The sequence below is a fragment of the Paenibacillus cellulositrophicus genome (genome assembly GCF_009363095.1).
In the GTDB taxonomy this organism is placed as follows: Bacteria; Bacillota; Bacilli; order Paenibacillales; family Paenibacillaceae; genus Paenibacillus_AQ; species Paenibacillus_AQ favisporus.
The window spans coordinates 607,840-624,859 of the sequence record NZ_CP045295.1 but is presented as its reverse complement, the minus strand read 5'-3'; the positions used below and the strand labels follow the sequence as shown (position 1 = coordinate 624,859).

The 17,020-nt window shown below is 50.3% G+C and carries 20 protein-coding genes; 19 read left to right on the top strand and 1 reads right to left on the bottom strand.

Going from position 1 to position 17,020, the window contains the following annotated elements; genetic code table 11:
- Window positions 1–46: 46 nt before the first annotated feature.
- The 3 genes from GCU45_RS02770 (at window position 47) to GCU45_RS02760 (ending at window position 2,043) form a co-directional block, all read left to right on the top strand.
- Window positions 47–337 (top strand): DUF8691 family protein, encoded by a 291-nt coding sequence (locus GCU45_RS02770; RefSeq protein ID WP_152397985.1) that lies wholly within the window; start codon window positions 47–49, stop codon window positions 335–337.
- 64 nt (window positions 338–401) lie between these two features.
- A complete protein-coding gene (locus tag GCU45_RS02765) occupies window positions 402–1,094 on the top strand; it encodes a hypothetical protein (RefSeq protein WP_152397984.1) in 693 nt (230 codons plus the stop codon).
- Window positions 1,075–2,043: an NAD(P)-dependent alcohol dehydrogenase gene (locus GCU45_RS02760; protein ID WP_152397983.1), complete on the top strand. Its 969-nt coding sequence runs from the start codon at window positions 1,075–1,077 to the stop codon at window positions 2,041–2,043. Before GCU45_RS02765 ends, GCU45_RS02760 begins: the two co-directional genes overlap by 20 nt.
- A 19-nt stretch (window positions 2,044–2,062) precedes the next feature.
- Here GCU45_RS02760 and GCU45_RS02755 read toward each other — a convergent pair whose 3' ends face one another.
- Window positions 2,063–2,902 (bottom strand): helix-turn-helix transcriptional regulator, encoded by an 840-nt coding sequence (locus tag GCU45_RS02755; RefSeq protein WP_152397982.1) that lies wholly within the window; start codon window positions 2,900–2,902, stop codon window positions 2,063–2,065.
- A 137-nt stretch (window positions 2,903–3,039) separates the two neighbouring features.
- Here GCU45_RS02755 and GCU45_RS02750 point away from each other — a divergent pair, with 137 nt between their 5' ends.
- From GCU45_RS02750 to GCU45_RS02680, 16 genes are all read left to right on the top strand, one after another.
- Window positions 3,040–5,058: a beta-galactosidase gene (locus GCU45_RS02750; protein ID WP_152397981.1), complete on the top strand. Its 2,019-nt coding sequence runs from the start codon at window positions 3,040–3,042 to the stop codon at window positions 5,056–5,058.
- A 104-nt stretch (window positions 5,059–5,162) separates the two neighbouring features.
- Complete coding sequence (locus GCU45_RS02745; RefSeq protein ID WP_076164415.1) at window positions 5,163–5,345, top strand: DUF2524 domain-containing protein; 183 nt, start codon at window positions 5,163–5,165, stop codon at window positions 5,343–5,345.
- Window positions 5,346–5,625: 280 nt separating this feature from the next.
- A complete protein-coding gene (locus GCU45_RS02740) occupies window positions 5,626–5,778 on the top strand; it encodes a DUF418 domain-containing protein (RefSeq protein WP_152397980.1) in 153 nt (50 codons plus the stop codon).
- A 60-nt stretch (window positions 5,779–5,838) separates the two neighbouring features.
- Window positions 5,839–7,347 carry a serine hydrolase domain-containing protein gene (locus GCU45_RS02735; protein ID WP_244364406.1) on the top strand — a complete coding sequence of 503 codons (1,509 nt, stop codon included), beginning with the start codon at window positions 5,839–5,841 and terminating at the stop codon, window positions 7,345–7,347.
- 61 nt (window positions 7,348–7,408) lie between these two features.
- A complete protein-coding gene (locus tag GCU45_RS02730) occupies window positions 7,409–7,759 on the top strand; it encodes an MmcQ/YjbR family DNA-binding protein (RefSeq protein ID WP_152397979.1) in 351 nt (116 codons plus the stop codon).
- Window positions 7,760–7,891: 132 nt separating this feature from the next.
- Window positions 7,892–8,020, top strand: a complete 129-nt coding sequence (locus GCU45_RS34135; RefSeq protein WP_219845392.1) for a DUF6254 family protein — start codon at window positions 7,892–7,894, stop codon at window positions 8,018–8,020.
- Between the two features lie 255 nt (window positions 8,021–8,275).
- Window positions 8,276–8,632 (top strand): MarR family winged helix-turn-helix transcriptional regulator, encoded by a 357-nt coding sequence (locus GCU45_RS02725; protein ID WP_244364405.1) that lies wholly within the window; start codon window positions 8,276–8,278, stop codon window positions 8,630–8,632.
- Between the two features lie 70 nt (window positions 8,633–8,702).
- Window positions 8,703–9,521, top strand: coding sequence for an NAD(P)H-binding protein (locus GCU45_RS02720; RefSeq protein WP_152397977.1), 819 nt, complete (start codon window positions 8,703–8,705; stop codon window positions 9,519–9,521).
- 48 nt (window positions 9,522–9,569) lie between these two features.
- Window positions 9,570–10,052 (top strand): anthrone oxygenase family protein, encoded by a 483-nt coding sequence (locus tag GCU45_RS02715; protein WP_152397976.1) that lies wholly within the window; start codon window positions 9,570–9,572, stop codon window positions 10,050–10,052.
- 190 nt (window positions 10,053–10,242) lie between these two features.
- A complete protein-coding gene (locus GCU45_RS02710; protein ID WP_152397975.1) occupies window positions 10,243–10,725 on the top strand; it encodes a MarR family winged helix-turn-helix transcriptional regulator in 483 nt (160 codons plus the stop codon).
- 42 nt (window positions 10,726–10,767) lie between these two features.
- Window positions 10,768–11,703 carry an NADP-dependent oxidoreductase gene (locus GCU45_RS02705; protein ID WP_152397974.1) on the top strand — a complete coding sequence of 312 codons (936 nt, stop codon included), beginning with the start codon at window positions 10,768–10,770 and terminating at the stop codon, window positions 11,701–11,703.
- A 242-nt stretch (window positions 11,704–11,945) separates the two neighbouring features.
- Window positions 11,946–13,118 carry a cation:proton antiporter gene (locus GCU45_RS02700; protein ID WP_152402730.1) on the top strand — a complete coding sequence of 391 codons (1,173 nt, stop codon included), beginning with the start codon at window positions 11,946–11,948 and terminating at the stop codon, window positions 13,116–13,118.
- A gap of 368 nt (window positions 13,119–13,486) precedes the next feature.
- The gene (locus GCU45_RS02695; protein WP_152397973.1) at window positions 13,487–14,437 is read left to right on the top strand and encodes an ABC transporter permease; all 951 of its coding nucleotides are present in this window, start codon (window positions 13,487–13,489) and stop codon (window positions 14,435–14,437) included.
- 18 nt (window positions 14,438–14,455) lie between these two features.
- The gene (locus GCU45_RS02690) at window positions 14,456–15,331 is read left to right on the top strand and encodes a carbohydrate ABC transporter permease (RefSeq protein WP_152397972.1); all 876 of its coding nucleotides are present in this window, start codon (window positions 14,456–14,458) and stop codon (window positions 15,329–15,331) included.
- Window positions 15,332–15,369: 38 nt separating this feature from the next.
- Window positions 15,370–16,398, top strand: a complete 1,029-nt coding sequence (locus GCU45_RS02685; protein ID WP_152397971.1) for an extracellular solute-binding protein — start codon at window positions 15,370–15,372, stop codon at window positions 16,396–16,398.
- A complete protein-coding gene (locus GCU45_RS02680; RefSeq protein ID WP_152397970.1) occupies window positions 16,358–17,008 on the top strand; it encodes a type 2 periplasmic-binding domain-containing protein in 651 nt (216 codons plus the stop codon). The genes GCU45_RS02685 and GCU45_RS02680 overlap by 41 nt, the downstream gene beginning before the upstream one ends.
- Window positions 17,009–17,020: the final 12 nt, after the last annotated feature.

Below are 17,020 nucleotides of genomic sequence, written 5' to 3'. Positions count from 1 at the left end.
ACTGACCACGACATGAAATGGAAAGGAAATTAAGGGAGGCGGTTGAATGAACGAAACACATGATATACCAGATAATCCAAATGAGCCTGAACGGTATGAGATTCGGTTTCAGGGATATCTCGGCGACCGGTGGGCTGACGGGTTCGAGGGACTTCGTCTCAATCAAGAGCCAGATGGAACATCCATTTTGACCGGATCTGTGGCCGATCAACCCGCCTTATACGGCTTGCTTAGAAGATTCCGCGATCTCAACCTGCGGCTGATTTCAGTCATCCGGCTAGAACCACAGCCGGAGTCACCACCAGAGATTAATAGGACACAAGATGGCTGTCAGTAAATATACCGGAGTGAACAGAACTTGCTAATCGTCGACAAGAATAAAAACAAGAGGAGAAAACCATATGAACATAACAGCTTATCGCGTCATTCGTTGGAGCGGTTTATCCGCCATCTTGGCGGGCATTCTTTTTATCGTCATCCAGGCAATTCATCCGCCTGAAATTCTATCATCCGTTACCACAAAGGCCTGGGCCATCGTCCATTACATGACCCTCGCGATGTCTCTGCTCGGACTGCTCGGCATAACCGGAATTTATACAAGGCAAGTCCGTGTAGCCGGGTGGACCGGATTGGCCGGTTTTCTCCTGTTTGGTCTCTTTTGGACAGCTACAATTGCTTTCACCTTTGTAGAAGCTTTTGTTTTACCGGTTATCGCTGCGGATGCACCGAGTTTCGTGGAGGGGTACTTAGGGATTTTTGCCGGATCATCAGCCGTGTCCAACCTTGGGCTCCTGCCCGGAGTAGCACCTGTAGGTGGTGGGTTGTATGTGCTCGGCGGTCTGCTGCTTGGCATAGCTACGTTCCGCGCCGGGATCCTCCCGCGCTGGACAGCTGTTCTGTTGGCTTGCGCCGCTGTGTCGACACTGGCTTCATCACTGCTTCCACACCCGCTGGATCGGGTATTGGCGGTTCCGATGGGAATCGCTCTCGCAGGTATGGGTTATGCGGTTTGGTCAGAACGGAGTCAGGAAGCAGCGCAGGGACAGGTCCGAAAACAACACGGGGGGCGAAAAAATGAGAGCCATCGTATATGAACAATACGGACCGCCACATGTGCTTCAGCTCAAGGAAGTGACCAAGCCGGCCCCTAAAGCCGGCGACATATTAATCAAGGTCTATGCTACAACCGCTGCAGCAGGAGATTGGCGATTACGCAGGGCGGACCCTTTTCTGGCAAGACTGTTCAACGGATTGTGGAGACCGAAGCGCATCCGGATTCTCGGATTTGAACTGACCGGTGTGGTCGAATCCACGGGGTCAAGCGTTACCCGCTTCAAGCCAGGGGATGCCGTCTACGCAGCCTGTGGCAGCAGCTTTGGTGCATATGCGGAATACAAATGCCTGCCCGAGGAGGGGAGCGTGGCGCTAAAGCCGGAGAATATGACGTTTGAAGAGGCGGCTGCCGTTCCGGTTGGCGCCCTCACTGCGCTCCAGTTTCTCAGAGCAGGGAAAATAAGAAGCGGCATGCGCGTACTCGTATATGGTGCTTCAGGCAGCGTCGGGACGTATGCCGTGCAGCTGGCAAAGCACTTTGGAGCGGAAGTCACCGGAGTATGCAGCGCTTCGAATGCAGAGCTGGTGACGTCAATCGGAGCCGATCGGGTTTTGGATTATACGAAACAGCAGCTGCCTAATGACGGCCCGCCTTACGATATTATTTTCGACACGGTGGGAAAAAGCCCCTTTAAAGCATGCGTCAAGCTTTTGGCACCCAACGGTGTCTACCTTCGGGCTTATCATGTGAACCCGGTGATCATCGTTCGCGGGCTGTGGGCCAGCTTGACGAGCAGCAAGAAGGTGATTGGCGGAAATATGAAGGAAAACGCGAAAGACTTGGCCTTTCTGAAGGATCGGATCGAAGCGGGTCAGCTCCGGGCGGTCATCGACCGTCGTTACCGGCTGGAGCAAGCCGCCGAGGCACATGCCTATGTTGAGCTAGGCCACAAGAAAGGCAACGTAGTTCTAACCGTCTGTGAGGATTGAGACGCCCGTTAATAACGCATCACTTGACGTGAACGCCACGAAGTTCCCGAAACTGCTCTGGCGTCATGCCTTCGTTTTTGCGGAAACGCTGAATAAAGTACGTACTGCTGGCAAAGCCGACCGTCTCCGCGACCTTTTTCACGGTCCAACCGGTTGATATCAGCAGGGATTTGGATTGTAGAATACGGCATTCGTTCAAAAACTCGATCGGCGTTTTGCCGAACAAAACGTGAAACTGCCTGCTGAAATGGGAGGGACTGTACTCTGCCTGGCTCGCCATTTGCTCGAGCGTAAGAGGCTGATGGCTGTGAGCTCTAATCCACTGCGCCGTCTCCATCAGCTTGGTGCGCATCCCCGGCTGAGGACGTTCTTCCGAGCCGTCTATGTATATGATGAATTCGGCAAGCATTTCGTACAGCATCGCGGACAACCGTGCTTCGCCTTCCTGCAGCGGGTGAATGCCGGTGGCCAGAAGATCCGACCACAGCCGATCAAGCCGGTCCGCTCCCTCCCACGAAAATACCCATGCCTCCCGTTCACCTCTCCCTTGAAGTAACGTACTAAGACCAGGAGCCGTAAAATGAACCCACCGGATATCCCAAGGCTCGTCTTGATCGGCATAATACCGCTGGGGAACACCGGGGCCGCATAGAAAGCCGGTACCTTGGCCAAGTTCCAGGATAGTTTCACCGACTTGAATGTATCCTTTTCCGCCGCGGACGATATGCCAATTATAAGTGGAGAGTCCGTGCGTCCGGTTTTCACTGTGTGATGGCTCATCTGCATAATGTCCGAACGACTCGGGATAACAAATGAGGTTCGTGAAGCGCGGGCTAGGAATGAAATAATTGATTCTCATATCTCAGCTTCCTTTTAGCATAATTGTTATACTATAGTATCAAAATCTTATGATTTAAGCCCCATATGATTAATAATATAATAGGTTCAATAAGATATTTTCAAGCAAAATAATGATACATATCGGAGGAGATACCCATGTATTTCGGCGTGGATTATTACCCTGAGCATTGGCCCGAAGAACGTTGGGCCGTTGATGCCCGAATGATGCGGGAAGCAAATATCAACATTGTCCGGCTGGCGGAATTCGCCTGGGCCAAACTGGAGCCGGAGGAAGGACGGTACGACTTTACGTGGCTCGACCATGCCATTGAGGTACTGGCCAAGGAAGGGATCAAGATCATTTTGGGAACACCGACGGCGGCGGCTCCCAAGTGGCTGATGGACAAATATCCGGATATGTACCCCGTTGATGTCCACGGCTTAACCAAAGGTTTTGGTACACGGAGGCACTATTGCGTTAATCATCCGGTGTATCAGAAGTATTCCGCAAGCATTGCCCGTGTCATGGCCGAGCATTACAAAAACAATGAGCACATCGTTGCTTGGCAGATCGATAACGAATTCGGCGGTCCGTGCTACTGCCAGAGCGATCTGCATGCCTTTCGGATCTGGCTCCGCGAAAAGTACGGCACCGTCGACAATTTGAACGAAGAGTGGGGAACCGTGTTCTGGAGCCATACTTACCGCAGCTGGGAAGAAATTATGCTTCCCACGTATGCCGCAAGCGACGGCTTCAGCCAAGGCGGTTCCGGCGGATTGATGTCCACACCTTATAACCATAATCCGGGTATGCAGCTCGATTACCGCCGATTCTATTCCGATTCGACGGCCGCCTATCAGCGGCTTCAAATCGAAGAGATTCGTGCATGCACCTCCCTGCCGATCACCCATAACTTGATGGGTCATTTCAGCGAGATCGATTACTTCGATCTAGGCAAGGATCTTGACTTTATCTCTTGGGATAACTATCCGAATAATATGTGGGGCAAATCTTCGCCTTTAACCGTCGCCATGGCCCATGATCTGATGCGCGGCATCAAAAATCAAAACTACTGGATGATGGAACAGCAGAGCGGTCCGTGCGGCTGGCACTCGTTAGGCGATACGCCCGAGCCGGGACAACTTCGTTTATGGACCTATCAGGCGATCGCGCATGGAGCGGATGCCATGGTCTATTTCCGCTGGCGGGCCTGCACGGTCGGCATCGAACAGTATTGGCACGGCATCCTTGATCATGACGGCGTCGGCCGGAGAAGGTACCGGGAGATCACCGCGATCGGACATGAACTCAAAGAACTGTCCCCCCTGTTCGTAGGGGCCGCCAACAACAATACCGTAGCCCTCATTAAAAACTATGATCAAGTGTGGAGCCACCGCGCTCAGCCTCATAACCGGAACTTCAGTTATGAAGCTCTGCTGGCAGGCTACTACGATGCAGTTGCCGGGCAGCATGTCGGCGTAGACGTGGTCAGCGTGAAGACTGACTTTACGCCTTACAAGCTTGTTCTGATGCCGGCATTTAATTTGATGACGGAAGAGATCGCAGACAAATGTGAGTCATATGTGGCAGGCGGCGGTTCGCTGCTTATCACGTTCCGGTCGGGAACACGTACCTGGAATAACCGAATGACGACTTTGACTCTGCCGGGCTTGTTCCGGAGACTGGCAGGCGTTAAGCTGGAAGAGTATGACTCGGTTAATTTCGGCCGGACCGTATCCGTGAGCGGAGAGTTCGGAGACGGCACCGCTTCCATGTGGTGCGATGTGCTTAAGCTGGAAGGGGCTGAGATCCTCGCGGATTATGAGAGTCATTATTACAGCGGAACACCGGCAGTTACTGTTCACACCTATGGTAAAGGGAAGGTTTATTACGTCGGGTGCGATCTGGATGACCGGGCGATGGAGAGCTTGATGAAGCTGGTTCTGGAAAGGGAGGGCGCTGTCCCATCCTTGTCCCAAAAATACGATGGAGTCGAGGCAGTAGAAAGAGAAAAGGATGGCAAAAGCTACTTAATGCTGCTGAATCACCGCAGCGAATCCGTCGATGTAGAACTGGGGGGGACGTATATAGATGCCCTGAGCAAGCAAACCATTGAAGGCTGCATTCGCCTGGAACCATACGCCGTGCATGTGCTTTTAAACCAAGGGATCTAGAGTGTGGTTCGTTAAGGAACATAACCCATTTCTTCGTTGACCCCATTCTGAATAATTTCGGGTGAATCCTCCATAATAGGGAAGTGAAAATGGAGGAAAAGCACATGCTCGAAAACCTGGAAAGTAACTATGACTGCAGCAATGCCGGGGAGGATTTGCATCAGCTGAAGCAGGAGCTCGCCTCGCTCCGGGGCATGGGCAAGGAAGACCCCAAGACGCAGGAAGACATTAACCGCCTCGAGAATCAGATCGCATTTATTATGAACAAATGTGACATTAATCATTAATTTGGCAGCAGCACTCCTAAACCCGGTATGTACCTATACCAAGTCACGGGGTGCTTTTTTCATGGATTAAGCCTTCTGAAATACATCGTTTGCGGCACCCGGGATTGCCGTGATTAAAGACGGTCGTTCCTATTAGGGATGATCGTCTTTTCGTATAGAGGAAATGATTCCCTTACTAAAGTGTAAGGCATATGTAAGGCTTTCTCTATTCAAATCACTTTCCATTTAGCTTACATTAGCGAGGTGCGACGGTAGACAGCAAGATGAGGAGTGATGCAGGATGAATCAGGATGATACGACATTCATCGCACTTTGCATCTATGCCGTTCAGATTCCGCTCAGTTCCTTTTGGCTCAAACGGTTTCGTTTGGGGCCTATGGAATGGCTATGGCGTCTGCTGACTTACGGTAAAAGGATACCCATCAAAAAATAAGTAAATCGCAATCGACTCATGAAGCCAGGTAGATGTCAATGAACTAGGGAGAGAAAAAGAATGAACGCATTGAAATCATGGATCAAAATGGGCTTGTTATTAGTTGCAGCCGTTATGACCATCAGCAGTATCGCTCCAGGAATCGTGTGGGCGGAGTCAAACGATAAGATCCAGAAGATCGAACAGTATGTTAAAAACCAGCAAAGCATCAGTAAAATACCCGGAATCTCTTTGGTGATTGTCGAGAAAGGGGAGACGGTGTATCAAAAAGGCTTTGGATACGCGAACGTAAAGACGAAAACTCCCGTAACATCCGATACCTTATTTGAAATTGGTTCGACGACCAAAGCCTTTACAGGTTTAGCGATTTTGCAGTTGGAGAAGCAAGGGCTGCTGCATCGGACGGATAATGTTCAAAAATACATTCCATGGTTAGAGCTGACCTATCACGGTGAGCCGCAAAAGATAACGATTAATCAGCTGCTGCATCATACCAGCGGCATCGCTTCCAATACAATCACCCGGATCCCTGAAAGCAAAGCGGACAACGCGCTTGAGCTGACGGTAAAAACATTGCAGGGCCAGACGCTGAACCGAAAGCCGGGAAGTTCCTTTGAATACGCAACGATCAATTACGACGTGCTGGGCCTAATTATCGAAGTGGTCTCCAGCATGCCCTATGAGCAGTACATGAAGCAGCACATTTTAGATCGAATCGGCATGACTAGCTCGTTCGTGGGTGTGCCATCGACTCAACCAGACCATATGGCTTCCGGCTATAAAATCGGATGGATGAATCATAGGCCATTCACACCTCCGATTTATCGGGGCAACACCCCTGCGGGTTATATCGTCAGCAATGCGAATGATATCGCGAAATGGATCAAGCTCCAGCTAAAGAGCGCTCCCGAACAGGTCAACGATCCCAAACTGATTGAGGAGTCGCACAATCCGGACAATTCGGTAAATCCTTTTGACCAGAATACGTATTATGCCAACGGATGGGCTGTCATGAGCAAAAGCAAGGAAAAAGTTATTTTTCATGCCGGTGAGAATCCGTCATTTACGTCGTATTTTATTTTGCAGCCGGATCAACAGCTGGGTATGGCGATTCTCGCCAACATGAACACGAGCTATACAACGGCAATTGGACAAGGCGTGATGGACTTGTGGAAAGGGCAGTCTCCGGCGGTGAATCATACCGACAGCTATCAACTGCTGGATCGCATCGTGAGTATCCTCGAAATCATCGTCATTTTATTCGGTGTATTATGGATTGCCTTGTCAGCCCATATTGTCAGAAAGCTAGCCGTTAAACAACGCAGGAGAAGCCCTTTAACCGGAAAAAGAAAGCTGCTGCTGCTCATCCATATTTGTATGGTTGCTGCCGTTCTAATATTTATAAGCATGCTGCCGACGATCCTGCTTGGAGGATTACCTTGGGCATTCATTCAAGTGTGGGCGCCGACGTCTATTCCTGTTTTTCTGTATAGCGTCGTCACGGCGAGCATCCTTTATTTTATCTACGGACTGCTTCTACTCTTTACAAAAAAAATGAAAAACCGATAGAGCTGGATTATAATAAGTAATCATGACGAATTGTAAAATAATCAAGCAGTGAGGGAAACCAATGACGATCGATGAAATCATTGATTACTGTCTGTCCTACCCGGCCTGTTATGAAGACCACCCGTTTGGAGCAGAATGGACCGTAATCCGCCATAAAGGGAACAAAAAGAGCTTTGCGCTGATTTTCCATCACAACGATCACTTGTGCGTCAATTTGAAATGCGAACCAAGCCGGGCCGATTTTTTGCGCAGCGTGTTCCAAGAAGTGACGCCGGCGTATCACATGAATAAGGAGCACTGGAATACGGTGATCTTGGATGGGGAGCTCCAGGATGATGATATCCATGAGATGGTAAAGCACAGCTATGAATTGACGAAGCCGAAGATCCGTTTGAGAAAGGCTAAACAATGAAGTGCGCTGCATGAACGCCGTCATGGGTTGTTCCGGGATTGAGACTGTTTCTTTTCACGAATGAACAGGGCCCTGGAATGACAACATAAGGAAGTGGTATACAACTCACTTTTCCAGAGGAGGATATCTGTCATGGCTCACCAGAAAAGAAGAAATGAAGCAGCCTGGAAGTCACGCAAGCAAGAACAGCATCCCCATGGCAAAATCAAATCGCTGAAGGAATTGTCCAGCGAATATGATGAGGAGCATACTGCGAAGTAGGGAAGAGGAGACTGACGGGCAGATGTCCGGCAGTCTTCCTTTTTGTCTCCGATGGCAATGAGTCAATAACGTACCATTGTTCAAAATGTGCAAGTCAGTTCTCATTTCCAGTCTTTACAAGTTGGAGAAAGTGTATTATATTTGTTTGTGCAAACATTAATTTGAACTTTGAATCGAGGCAGCGACATGTTGGACACTTATTTTAAAGAATGCTTGTATTTCACAGCCAATCGCCTCAGCAGGATTATTACCAAGATGGCCGAAGATGAATTTGCACCAAGTGGACTAAACCCAACTTCTGCATTTCTGATGCTGACGGTGCTGGAGAAGGACGGCATCTCGCAGAAAGAAATCGGCCAAAGCCTCCACCTTAAGCCTTCCACCATTACACGGCTCATTGAGAGCCTTCAAGCCAAAGGACTTCTCAGCAGCCGCCAGGAAGGAAGAATGTCCTTGATTTACGCAACAGACCGGGGAAGAGAGATGGAGAGCCAAATCCACGAATGTTGGCAAAAGCTGCGGCAGCGTTATAACACGATATTAAACAGCCAGGACGATGAACTCTCGCTTCAGCTGAACGAGGTAAGCAACCGCTTGGAAAGTGCCGAATGACAAGAGCATTCGGTTTTTCAATCGCACAACGTTTGCTTGTGCAACTAAATAAAATATTGGAGGAGATTGAATGAATCAGCCGGTTCTTATCGTAGGCGGTACGGGGAAAACAGGGCGTCGGGTATCAGAGAAACTGCTGCAAAAGGGAATACCGGTCCGTTCCGGATCACGTTCCGCTGAGCAGCCCTTTGATTGGAGCGATTCGTCCACATGGAAGCCTGTACTGCAAGGGACAGGGGCAGCGTATATTACCTATTATCCGGACTTGGCCGTTCCGGGTGCTGCTCATGCGATCAGTTCGTTCGCGAGATTGGCCGTAGAAACCGGCGTGCGCCGATTAGTTCTTTTGTCTGGCCGAGGTGAGGAGGAAGCTCAGCGGAGCGAACTTGCGCTGCAGATTTCCGGCGCCGACTGGACGATCCTCCGCTGCAGCTGGTTTTGCCAGAATTTCAGCGAGAGCTTCCTGTATGACATGGTACAAGCGGAAGTGGTAGCACTGCCGGCAGGAAGCGTGAGAGAACCGTTCATTGATGCAGACGATATTGCAGATGCAGTCGTCTCGGCTTTGACAGATGACCGGCATATCGGGCAGCGGTATGAATTGACGGGTCCGCAGGCAATTACTTTTGCGGAAGCTACGTCCTTGATCGCTCAAGCCTGTCAGCGGAATATTCGGTATGTCGAGCTTACTTCCGAACAATTCCTATCCATGCTTACACAACAACAAGTACCTGATGAGTATATAACACTGCTGTCTTATTTGTTCTCCACCGTGCTGGATGGCCGAAACGAGATTCCGGCGGATGGCGTGGAGCAAATACTAGGAAGAAAGCCAAGGGATTTCTTCGACTTTGCACGGCAGGCGGCTACAGACGGAGCTTGGGGTTAAAACAGTAGTTTATCAAAGTGGTCCATCAAATCGTAGGAGGACATAACCGTGGTGAATTTTTTATATTATCTGACCTTCGCATCTACGTTAGGATCCGGATTGCTGGCCGGCGTGTTTTTCACCTTTTCGGCATTCGTGATGACGTCGCTTTCCCGACTTCCTGCAGAGCAGAGCATATCTGCTATGCAGTCGATCAATTCGACGATTCTGCAATCGTTATTTATGCTCGTCTTTATGGGGACCACCATCCTAAGCGTCGTTTTGGGCGTTGCTTCGTTCTTCAAATCGGGCAACCATAGCGCGGTCTATGTAATCATTGGCTGCTTGTTTATTTTTGTCGGAGTGTTTCTGGTAACGGCCATCTTCAATGTTCCGCTTAATAATTCTCTAGCAGCTGTAAGTCTGGGGGCTGACGAGGGAGCGCAAGTATGGAGTGAGTATATTGCCGGCTGGGTACCCTGGAATCATGTAAGAACGATTTCCTCCATCGCAGCGCTGATTTCCTTTATGATCGCTATTCGTAAATGGTAAGCATGTTACGTCAATGCCTGATAACCACTGGTCCTGGATCAGTGGTTTTTGCCTATTTTCCATAGAAATATGTTGCCGGCCACAATTAAATGTTGCCGACCACTTATTTGTGTGTTATAGTTGCAATGTTACCAAATATGTTGACGACCACATATTAAGAACAGACCTTACAGAAAGTGAGGATCATTAGATGAAAGAGAATAACAAGCATCATGTTGATGTTCCCGAAGATGAAGTCAGTGCGGTGAGGGAGTTTCCCGTAAGTTTCTCGATATTCAGCATGGCGCGCTCACACCGCGGGCTTGCGGCCCAACTGCTACGGGAAGCAGGCTTGTACCCTGGCCAGGAAATCGTACTGATGCAATTGTGGCACCAGGACCACCGATCGCAGAACAGCTTGTGCCGGTCGACTCGTTTGGACCACTCCACGATCGCTAAATCGGTTCGTCGTTTGGAAGACGCCGGACTGGTTATAAGCAGCCGCTCCGAGGAAGATAAGAGAGTCACCATCGTGTCGCTCACTCAGGCAGGGCGTGATATTGAACGCAGGGTGAATGACGCGTGGAGTAAGGTGGAAGCCTTGACGACCGAAGCACTCACAGAAGACGAACAAATGACATTTGTGACCTTGGCACGGAAAATAGCTGCTTCTTTGGAGGCGGCAGAGGAATAAGTAAAAACAAAAATCGATCAAAAAATTTAAGGAGATGTTCATATGTCTAAATTGATGCAAGCAGCTCAAATCCATGAATATGGCGGCCCGGAAATGTTGAAAATTGGAGAAGTGGAAGTGCCTCAACCGAATACGGGCGAAGTGCTTGTCCGCATCGTGTACGCTGCCGTAATTCCGCTGGACTTTAAACTTCGTAACGGTTGGGTTCAGGATGTATTCCCAGTTACATTCCCTTACATCCCGGGTTTCTATGCTTCCGGGCACATCGAAGCGGTAGGCCCCGGAGTTACGGCATTCAAGCCGGGTGATCGCGTATTCGGAAACGTAAAGGGAGGCTATGCCGAATATGCTGTTGCGTCGGCCAACGAATTGGTCCACATGCCGGCTTCATTAACCTTTGAAGATGCGGCAACGATCAAGGCTGGAGCGGAAGCGGCTTGGAAAGCATTGTTTACGGAAGGTGAGCTGAAGCCCGGCCAAACCGTTCTGATTCATGCAGCAGCAGGAGGCGTGGGACAGTTCGCCGTTCAGCTGGCCAAGTGGAAAGGAGCCACTGTGATTGGTACGGCTTCCACAGCCAATCTCGATTTTGTAAAATCCTTGGGCGCGGATCACGTCATCGATTACACGACAACCCGGTTCGAGGAGGTTGTTCCCCATGTAGATCTCATCGTAGACTCCGTTGGCGGGGATACGGAAAACCGATCCTGGTCTGTGCTCAAACGCGGCGGAATATTGGTTTCACTCACCCAGCCGCCATCCGCAGAAGCAGCTAAAGAGCATGGCGTCACAGCTAAGTTCAACACCAAATTTCCAACCCCTGAAGATTCGGTAACGATTGCAGGACTGATTGCTGACGGGACACTTAAAGCGTCAATCGATGCCAGTTTTCCGCTGAATCAAGCTAAGAACGCTCTGGAGAAAAGCGAGAACAGACATGGGCGCGGTAGAATTTTACTCCATGTAAGCTCAAGTTAAGATCAGACCATTCCATTATTTAAACTAGTAAGACGGTAGCTTTATTGATTGGCTGTTAAAATTGCATAAAAGTATTTAATCATGTATAATATAAGAAATTCATACATCGGAACACCGGAGGAGCCTGTCACGACAGGCTCTTTCTGCGTTCTTGTAGGAGAGCCCTGTCGTTGACGGGCTCTTTTTGTGCCTTTTTCCGGATATGGATGGTGGAGTTCAAACCCGAAGGAGGCACTTATATGTTGGAAATTATGATGTACCTGGCCATTATTTTGCTCGCTACCAAACTGCTTGGGGACTTGTTCGTCAGGCTAGGTCAGCCTGCTGTTCTGGGAAAGCTGCTTGCTGGCATTCTTGTCGGTCCTGCTGTGCTTGGCTGGATTCATCCGAATGAATTTATATCCATCTTCTCAGAGATCGGCGTCCTGCTGCTGATGTTTATGGCGGGTCTGGAAACGGATTTGGATCAGCTGCGAAAAAATTGGAAGTCGGCGTTCGCCGTAGCGGTTGGAGGCATTATACTGCCGTTTATCGGCGGCTATGGAGCCGCATCTGTTTTTGGCCTGAGCAATAACCAGGGACTTTTCCTGGGCTTGCTGCTTTGTGCCACTTCGGTTAGCATATCCGTTCAGACTCTGAAAGAAATGGACCGGCTGAACACAAAGGAAGGCACAACGATCCTGGGTGCAGCGGTTGTAGATGATGTCATCGTCGTCGTCCTGCTGGCGGTGATGATGAGCTTGCTTGGCACCGGTCACGACATCTCCCTTGGCCTGCTCATCGGCAAAAAGCTGCTGTTTTTTGTCGTTGCCATCGTTGTCGGCTGGCTGGCGGTGCCTTGGTTCTTGAAGTTTTTTGCACCTCTGCGCGTAACAGAAGCCGTCATCAGCGGAGCGCTTATCGTGTGCTTTGCCTTATCGTATTTTGCCGATCTCATGGGTGTAGCCGCCATTATTGGCGCTTTTGCGGCGGGCATTGCCGTTTCCCGGACCCCGTTCAAGCATGACGTCGAGGACCGCTTGGAGCCGGTGGCCTATTCCATCTTCGTTCCCGTATTTTTTGTCAGCATCGGTCTCAACATTACGTTTGAAGGTGCTGCTAACCAGCTGCTGTTCATGGGCGTCATTACGATTGTTGCGATTCTGACCAAACTGCTCGGAGGCGGGCTGGGCGCCAAACTTACCGGGTTTAACGGCCGCTCATCGCTCGCGATCGGGTCGGGAATGATTTCTCGCGGTGAGGTAGCTCTCATTATAGCGGCAACGGGTTTGGAGTCCGGACTGCTGCTGCAGAAATACTTTACCTCCGTTGTCATTGTTGTGATGTTGACGACGCTTATTACGCCGCCTTTGTTGAAGATGTTATTTTCGGGCGAAAAAAAGAGAGGAGACCAAGCGTTGAAGGAGAATGGATAAATGGAACCTGCAGCGGATGGCTTATTTGATGAGCTGAAGCAGCCGATAATATCTTATTCATATCGTGCTGGCCGTTCAGTCAGGCTGCTATTACTATAATCTTAGAAAATCATTGTCAGATTTCCGCCTTTTCCCCGGTATTATCATCCTTCGCTCCGGTTTTCCACTTTCAAGGAAGCCGGTATTCTTAAACATGTAAGCACTTCCATTCTGGAAGGCAGCGGCGGAACAGGAATCGGTGTTCATCCTGTAGACCGCCGTTCTTGCATCGAATGAATTGGCGCAACTGGTAAATTCGCAGCGGCAAGTGTACAACCGGAGAGGTGAATGCGGATTGCCGGGACAGTAAGAAGGATGGAGGAGGGACGATGGAAATCGTTACTGCGGGAATTCCCGCTAGAACGGAGAAGCCGCGAAGGCGGCTGCTAATGAAGATATGGAAATACAAATGGCTGTACGCCTTGCTGTTGCCTGCACTGGCCTGGGTCATTGTGTTCGATTACTTGCCTTTGTACGGCATCAGCATCGCGTTCATGGACTACAACGTCATCCAAGGATTCGGGGCCAGTAAGTGGGTGGGTTTCGCACATTTCCGGGAGATGTTTGCGTCGGAGATGTTCCTGAACGCTTTTCGCAACACACTGCTCATCAGCCTGTACAAGATGATCAGCGGATTTATCTGTCCCATTTTGTTAGCGCTGTCGCTAAATGAAATTCGGACCAAATGGTTCAAGAAGACACTGCAGACGGCCGTCTATCTGCCGCGTTTCGTGTCCTGGGTTGTCTACGGCGGCATCATTACGCTGCTGCTTTCACCGGAGACCGGCGTGATTAACAAAATCGTCGAATGGTTTGGCGGCAAGCCCGTATATCTGCTCGTCGAGCCTGCGTATTTTCGGGTTATTCTCGTCGTCACCGATGCCATGAAAGAAATGGGCTGGGCAGCGATCATTTATTTGGCCGCCATCGCTGGGCTGAATCCCGAAGTGTACGAAGCCGCGGTGATGGACGGAGCGACGAGGTTTCAACGCATCATCCACATCACGCTCCCGGGCATATCAAGCACGATTATCGTCATTTTCATCCTAAGGGTCGGCTATCTGATGAGTGCCGGCTTGGACCAAGTGCTCAACCTGTACAACCCGATGGTGTTCGAAGTTGGCGACATTCTCGACACCTACATCTATCGGGTAGGCATCGAGCAGTTCAGCCTCAGTCTCGCGGCGGCGGCAGACGTCATCAAGGGAATCATCGGCTTCGCCATGGTACTGATCGCCAATCAGATCGCAAAGCGAATCAATGATTCCGGCATTTTCTGACAAAGGAGAATCCGAATCGTGAAGCTCACTCGAGGCGAATCCATTTTTATCGCTACCAACTATTTCGTACTGTCGCTCATTACGCTCATTATCATGATTCCGTTCTGGTATGTTCTATGCGTGTCCGTAACGCCATACTCGATCTTCAGCGAAAAGAACGGGCTGGTGCTGTTTCCGACATCGCTCAGCTTCGATTATTTCGCCTACTTGCTCAAGAAGGGATCTCTCATTTATAACGCTTATGGGGTGACGATCCGTAATACAGCCGCCGGTGTCTTGCTAGCGCTTCTGCTCACGGCTGCGGCTGCTTACTCCCTGGCGGAGAAGAAGCTGCCCGGCCGGCGGATCATCATGCTGATCTTCATGTTCACGATGTTGTTTAAGGGTGGTTTAATTCCGACGTATATCACGATCAAAAATTTAGGTCTGCTGAACACGGACTACGTACTGATCCTGGTCATGGCCTATAGCGCCTTTAATATGATCATTATGAAATCCTTCTTCGAAGGTATTCCAGACAGTCTGAAGGAATCAGCTGCAATTGACGGGGCATCCGAAATCAGGACGCTGCGTTCGATCGTTCTCCCGATGTCGATGCCGGTCATTGCCTCGATTGGCTTGCTCTACATGGTGACGTACTGGAACGATTTCTTCAATGCGCTTCTGTATGTCACGGACTGGCACAAAGCGCCGGTGCAGCTCGTATTACGCACCATCATCGCGAGCTCCAGCCTGCCGCCTGAATTGCTCGAAGCGGCAGGGAGAACGCCGCCGCCCACGATTGGAATCCAAATGGCGGCCATTGTCATCGTAGCGCTGCCGATGATGGTTCTGTATCCGTTCATTCAGAAGTATTTTGAACAGGGCATGCTGATCGGATCAGTTAAAGGGTAATCAACCATTTAAGTGAAATTACAGGGGGATGTCTGTATATGTCAAAGACAGTTAAACATTGGGGTTACGGCGTACTCGCCGCCTTACTTTTGGGAACGCTTACGCTGTCGGGATGCGGCAGCAACAACGATGGAGACGGGAGCGCAAGCGCCGAGCCGGGAAACCCGTCAGGTTCGTCTGAAGCGACTGCGGAACATTCGCCTTACGAGCTGAAGTGGCTGAAGGCACAGGATATTTCACTGCCATATGACCCTTCGAAGGACGCGGTGAAACAAGCGATCGAGGCCAAGCTGAATATTAAGATCATCCCGGAGATGGTCGATGTCCAGCAATACAAAACGAAGCTGAATCTCAAGATGGCAAGCAGCGACATTCCGGACGTGACGAAGATCGATTTTGCCGATGACTTTCAGAAATACGCGCAGCAAGGAGCTTTCGTAGATCTGACCGACCTCATTAACGAAAAGGACACGCCGAATATTATGAAGGAAGTACCGCCGGATGTGTTCGAGCAGGCGAAGGTGAACGGTCGCATCTACGGAATTCCGTATCAGGGCGGGCCCGGGGCGGGGTATCGCTGGGACTTGGTCATGCGTAAGGACTACATGGAGCAGGCAGGCGCTTCCGTACCAAAGACGCTTGACGAATATTATAACCTGCTGAAAAGGGTCAAGGAGCAGCATCCGGATGTCATTCCGCTCGGGGGTTATACGTCCCAGATCGGACAGGTAAAATTCGCAAACAATTCCTTCGACAACGTGTTCGGCGCGTTCGGTGTCACACCCGGTTTTTTCACAGAGAAGGATGGGAAATTCAGCAACTATGACATCGATCCCCGGATGCGGGACGCGCTGCTGTTTCTGCAGAAGATGTACAAGGAAGGGCTCATCGACAAGGAGTTTTCGACGATTAAGGAAGAGCAGCTGCGGGCAAAAATTTTCAGCGGCAAGGTGTTCTCCTGGATGGGCTGGTGGTCGACGGCCAGCGATTACGACACGCAGATCGAGACCAATGAGTTGATCAAGAATGGCAAACTGGCCAAGGACGGTTCTCCCGAATCAGGCTGATCAGCCCTTCAAATACTTGACTTTGACCGGGTCACTGCTGGGGACGGACGGTACGGCCGTTGCGCCAATGGGGGCACCGTTCTCGCAGATGAATGCTATTAGCGCTAAAACAAAAGACCCGAAGCGCGTACTGTCGATCATCGAGGATTCGCTATCCGAGGAGAACCAGATGTTGACCGTCTGGGGCATTGAAGGCGAGGACTATTCCCTCGTAGACGGGAAGCTTAAAACGAACACGACTCTCGTCGATCCGAAGACACAGCAAGATCCGAAAGGCAACTTCAGAGGCACGCAGAGCTATCTATTCGCTCCTGGACTGAAGGGCTGGCCGCATTACCTTGAGTCGCTGCCGCTGCGGTTCTCCGAAGCACTCGGCGTCGCGATCAACAATGAGCATCAAATCACCGACGCTTCCAGCTACCTTGAATCGCCGACGAAAATCGCCAAGCTGACAGAGCTGGATACGATGCGTGACTCGGTATTCACTCAAATCATCATGGGTGCCGACATCAAGAAGTTCGACGAATTCGTAGAGAAGTGGAAGTCGCAAGGGGGCAATCAAATTTTGAGCGAACTAGAAGCTTCCTATCAGAAAAAAGCAGGCAAGTAAAAACGTAACGTC